This is a genomic window from Candidatus Protofrankia californiensis, from assembly GCF_900634765.1.
Classification (GTDB): domain Bacteria; phylum Actinomycetota; class Actinomycetes; order Frankiales; family Frankiaceae; genus Protofrankia; species Protofrankia californiensis.
Genome location: NZ_CAAAFT010000270.1, coordinates 12,356 through 17,272 on the forward strand (window position 1 = coordinate 12,356; position 4,917 = coordinate 17,272).

At 66.7% G+C, this 4,917-nt stretch carries 5 protein-coding genes; 3 read left to right on the forward strand and 2 right to left on the reverse strand.

Features of this window, described 5'->3' with window-relative positions; all coding sequences use genetic code 11:
• Together DD1DGNOD_RS30520 and bioA are read right to left on the reverse strand one after the other, a co-directional pair.
• Window positions 1-905: GGDEF domain-containing protein (locus DD1DGNOD_RS30520; RefSeq protein ID WP_165036742.1), on the reverse strand; the 905-nt coding region annotated here is incomplete at its 3' end.
• Between the two features lie 541 nt (window positions 906-1,446).
• Entirely contained in the window at window positions 1,447-2,772 is a 1,326-nt protein-coding gene (gene bioA, locus DD1DGNOD_RS14860) for an adenosylmethionine--8-amino-7-oxononanoate transaminase (RefSeq protein ID WP_131767039.1), read from the reverse strand.
• A 248-nt stretch (window positions 2,773-3,020) separates the two neighbouring features.
• Here bioA and DD1DGNOD_RS14865 point away from each other — a divergent pair, with 248 nt between their 5' ends.
• The 3 genes from DD1DGNOD_RS14865 to DD1DGNOD_RS14875 form a co-directional block, all read left to right on the forward strand.
• Window positions 3,021-3,317 (forward strand): GlsB/YeaQ/YmgE family stress response membrane protein, encoded by a 297-nt coding sequence (locus DD1DGNOD_RS14865; protein WP_131767040.1) that lies wholly within the window; start codon window positions 3,021-3,023, stop codon window positions 3,315-3,317.
• 115 nt (window positions 3,318-3,432) lie between these two features.
• On the forward strand, window positions 3,433-4,200 hold the full coding sequence (locus DD1DGNOD_RS14870; RefSeq protein ID WP_131770404.1) for a phytanoyl-CoA dioxygenase family protein: 768 nt from the start codon (window positions 3,433-3,435) through the stop codon (window positions 4,198-4,200).
• Window positions 4,201-4,734: 534 nt separating this feature from the next.
• A partial coding sequence (locus DD1DGNOD_RS14875) for a ferredoxin (RefSeq protein WP_131770405.1) occupies window positions 4,735-4,917 on the forward strand: 183 nt, incomplete at its 3' end.

Here is a 4,917-nt window from a genome sequence, read left to right on the forward strand (position 1 = left end):
ACGGCGTCACCGGTCAGATGGCCGAACTGGTCGTTGACCCTCTTGAAATGGTCGATGTCCACGATGAGAACGGACAGCGGACGGCCCGCGCGCCGGATCCGCAGCACCTCCTTTTCCGCGGCCTCGCGCCAGTAGGCGGGGTTGGCCAGCCGGGTCTTGGCGTCGGTACGTGCCGCCTGCAGAAGTTCGGCGTGCAGCAGGCTGCGCTGGAGCAGGAGCGCAGGCGGCGTCGCGGTGAGCATGAGCAGGGGATGCGCGGTCCACAGTACGGCCAGCCCGATGGCGGAACACATTTCGGCGGCATCGACGGCGAGTATTTCGCGTCCACCACCGGCAAACGGACGACGGGCTGGCCGGGGATGTGCATACCACAGCGCGCCGTGCAGAAGAATGCGGTTGAGTACGATGTAGGTGAGTACCGCCACGAACAATGCGCCGATACGCCCGGAAGAACCTACTAGGGTGTCGATCCGATATGGCCCCTGGGTCGGCGCGAGCGCACGGTGCACGCTGGCTGCGCAGAAACCCGACACACCCAACGCCGCCGCGTTGAAGACCTGCTTGTACCTGGGCTGCGGAACGACTCTGGAGCGGAAAACGCAGTGGAGAGGGATGTGCAGGACGGCGGCGTACAACGGCGGCAGAAGAAGTGTGACCGGCAGGGTCCAGGTCGACAGCAGATCCCGCTGTGGTTCGTCCTTCCGGCGACCTGGTGCGCCGAGATGTCGTGACGTTTCCATGGCCAGTCGACCGAGCAGAACAAAGGCCCCGAACGTGAGCAGGTCGACAAACCGGAACGGAAGCTCCAGCAGGCCGAGAAAAACGACCACCAGACACAGCACGTCGACGGTGACGAGGTAGCGGACAAGCCGTGGGGAAAGGCTGCAAAGCTCAAAGCGCGACACGTGGTCGACCAGCCGTTCACCGGCCCGCCGGGCCAGCTCTCCCCCGAGTTGCCAGGATTGCCGCACGAATCGCCGGGATTGCCGCGGCTGAGGTGGCTGAGGTGGCTGAGATAGCCGGGGCGGCTGAGGTGACTGGGAAGGCCTGGGTGACTGGGAGGGCTGGGACGACCGATGTGGCCGGGGCGGAGTATGGGAGTCCGCCTCATTGGCGGCGGGCAGCCCCGCTGCCTGCGCGCCATGCGTCGTTCCAGCAGAATGCGCGGTTTCGGCCGGATCCGCCGCTCCGCGGAGAGGAGGTAACAAAATGTGGGACATCATGTCGGGTTGACCTTCCTCCTGTTCGCCTCGTTCCGGTTCGATTCGCACTGGCCCACTACTCACAGTTTAACAACGGAAACAAAGAGTACGGACGACGGCCCGGCAACCGCAACTACTTCAACGATGTCCCGACATGAAGGACCGTCGGGTGATGTCCCAAGACATGGCCTCCGCGCACCGCACAACCGTCCTGACGGGCCGTTAGCCCAGGTCAGCGGTTAGATCAGCGGACGGTGTGGGCGACCGCCTCCACCATGGCGGCGGTCAGCGCGGCGACGTCTGGGCGCGTCATGACGTATGGGGGCATTGCATACACCAATCGGCCAAACGGACGTACCCAGACCCCCAGGTCCACCAGCAGCGGTTGGATCACCCGGAGATCGACCGGCTCCCGGGTCTCGATCACTCCGATCGCGCCCAGCGTCCGTACATTGACAACGCCGGCAAGCGCGCGGGCGGGCGCGAGCCCGTCGGCTAGCCACGTCTGCAGATCGCCGACCCTGCTCCGCCATGGCCCTGACAGCAGCAGGTCGATGCTGGCGTTCGCCACCGCCGCGGCCAGAGGGTTGCCCATGAACGTCGGCCCGTGCATGAACACGCCCGCTTCGGACGCGCACACCCCGTCCGCCACCTCGTCCGTGCACAGGGTCGCGGCCATCGACAGGTATCCCCCCGTCATGGCCTTGCCCACGCACATGATGTCCGGACTGATCCCGGCATGGTCGCAGCCGAACAGCTCCCCCGATCGCCCGAACCCGGTCGCGATCTCGTCCGCGATGAGCAGGATGCCATGGGCGTCGCACAGTTCACGCAGGCGGGCCAGCCAGCCCGCAGCGTAGAAGCGCATCGCCCCGGCACCCTGGACGATCGGTTCGCAGATCACCGCGGCGATCTCGTGCCGGTGCTCGTCGAGCAGCCGGGCGATGCCTGCGACATGCTCGTCCTCGCACGGCTCGCCGAAGTCCGGTTGTGGCGCCTCGGCGAACAGGTGCCGCGGGAGCAGGCCGGTGAACAGATGGTGCATGCCGGTGTCCGGGTCGCACACGGCCATGGCGCCGGAGGTGTCCCCGTGATATCCGCGGCGGACGGTGAGCAACTTCGTCCGCTCGGGTCGTCCCCGTCCCCGCGCGTACTGCAACGCCATCTTGATCGCAATTTCGACGGCGACCGACCCGGAGTCGCAGAAGAACACCTTGGTCAGCGGCGACGGGGTGATCTCGACCAGGGTACGTGCCAGCGTCACCGCGGGAGCATGGGTGAGCCCGCCGAACATGACATGGGCCATGTCGTCGAGCTGAGCACGTACAGCCTGGTCCAGGACCGGATGAGCATAGCCGTGGATGGCAGCCCACCACGACGACATGCCGTCGATCAGCTCCCGTCCGTCGGCCAGCCGCAGCCGCACCCCGGAGGCGGACGCCACCGGAAACACCGGCAGCGGGTCGGTCGCCGACGCGTAGGGATGCCAGACGTGCGCGCGATCGTCGGCAAGCAGCTCCCCCGCGTCGCTGTACCGAGCCGATACGGATCCCCGTCGACGATGCCCCATACGCCATGTCTATCGTGCGCCGTCCCTCTCGTACCGGCGGCCCGGCGCGGGGCCGGTTCCGGTCGGGGTCCTGTACCCGGTCACGATCGATCCCAGCGCGCTCCTCGCCGTATGACGGCCGTGTGGACGCAGGCCCACACAGCACGGGCATGGTGCCGTTGCGAGTAAGGGCCAACAGCGTTTGCGGAGAAGCTGCGTGGACATAATCTCACCGCTGGTGACAACGACTCCCATCGGGGAAGGCCACCGTGTTTCAACTGATTTGGATCATCATTGCTGGTCTCGTGATCGGCCTGCTGGCACGGCTGATCCTCCGGGGGCCGCAGAGGATCCCCCTGTGGCTGACGATCATGATAGGTATCATCGGTGCGCTGGTAGGTAACATCATCGCCAGCGGGCTCGGCGTCCGCCACACCGGCGGTTTCGACTGGATACGCCATATCCTGCAGGTGGGCGTGGCAGCCGGGCTCGTCGTCCTCATCACGCCCGTCTGGCTCAACCGGCGGTCCCAGCGCTCCAGCGACCACCACCGCCAGTATCGATAGGGCCTTCAAAGGCCCGATCGGCAAGGTTCGACGTTCGACAAAGTTCGACAAGGCTTGCCGCGAGGTCGGCCCCACCCTTCGCTGCTAGTTGTCGCGGACGGTTCATGATGGTCATATGACGAACGTTGTCGACACGACGTCGGAGACGATCACGCGGCTGGCCGCCGACTTCGACCGCGACGGTTTCGTGATCGTCCGTGGACTGTTCGCCGAGGAGGAGACAACCGAGCTCGGTGAAGCGCTCGCCGAGCTTCAGCGCCGGATCAGCACCGGGGATCTCGACCGGTCCTGGGCCGGGGACGGCCTCGGAGGCGACTTCGACGGCGACCACCCGCCGTACGTGCACTATGTCGTCGGGGTCACGAACCTCTCCCCCGTCGCCGCTGCCGCGATCAACCACCCCGTCCTGCTCACGCTTGTGCGGCGCATCCTCGGCGACGGCTACTGGTTGTACGACGTGGACGACCACGGTGTCATCTACCAGGACGCCCGTCCCGGTGCCGGGATGACCTACACGCGGATCGGCTGGCACTGTGACCATCAGTCCCGGCCGACGTCGGACATCTGGCCCGGGGTGGCGCTGACCTTCCACATCGACGCGACGTCGCCGGCCAACGGTTTCCTGCGGGTGGTGCCGGGCAGCCACCACGAGGACTGGGACGGCGTCCCCGGCGGGTTCGGCAAGATATCCGGCGAGGTGGCGGTCTACTGCGAGCGTGGTGACGTACTGCTGCACCACAGCGACCTGTGGCACGCCGCCGCCCGCGCCACCGAGGACCCGCCCGGCGGCGTGCGCCGGCATATGCGTGGCAGCTACATGGGGGGCCGTCCCCTCGCCCCCGGCGAACAGCTCGAGCCCTTCAACAAGAACGCCATGCGCTAGCCATCCCGCTGGCCGTCCTCCTCTCTCATGCGTGTTCTGCCTACGTGGTCGGCCGGTTATCGTGCCGACACGAGTACGACACAACGTGCAGGCAAGGTGCAGAAACCCGACTGCGGGAGCGGCGCGGACCAGCGGGTGAGGCCCTCATCTGTCACGATCGCCCTCACCCTGATTTTCGCGATCATCAGTCCCAACCGGCACGGCCGAACCTGGATCAACGCGCTCACCGGGGCAGCTCGCTCCCAATGGGGCGGCAAGCCGGAACCCGTCCTATACCGAGCTATCGGGATCGGACCGTCAGTCGGCGTATTACATTTCGAGGCTGGCTGTCGCCCGGTCGGCTGTCGGGTTGGGAATCGGCTATCGCACCTTGGAGTGGGTGGAGACGAAAGCGGCCCGCGTGACCGGCACGCGTGGTGCGGTCCCCGCCGGGCCGTGGTCCACTTAAAGAGTACGTGTGACGGCTTCCGAGCGCGGCCGTGGAACGAAAAGGTCAATCCTCAGCCGGTCCCCAGGGGGCGGAAGGGAGGCCCCATGAAGGTCGTCGTGGATCTCACGCGCTGCCAGGGGTACGCGCAGTGTGCTTTCGCCGCGCCGGATGTGTTCACCATGCAGGGGGACGAGGCGTTGCTCTACGACCCCGCTCCGGACGACGCGCAGCGGGAGAAGATCGTGCGGGCTGCGGCGGCCTGCCCGGTCCAGGCCATCGCCCTCGAC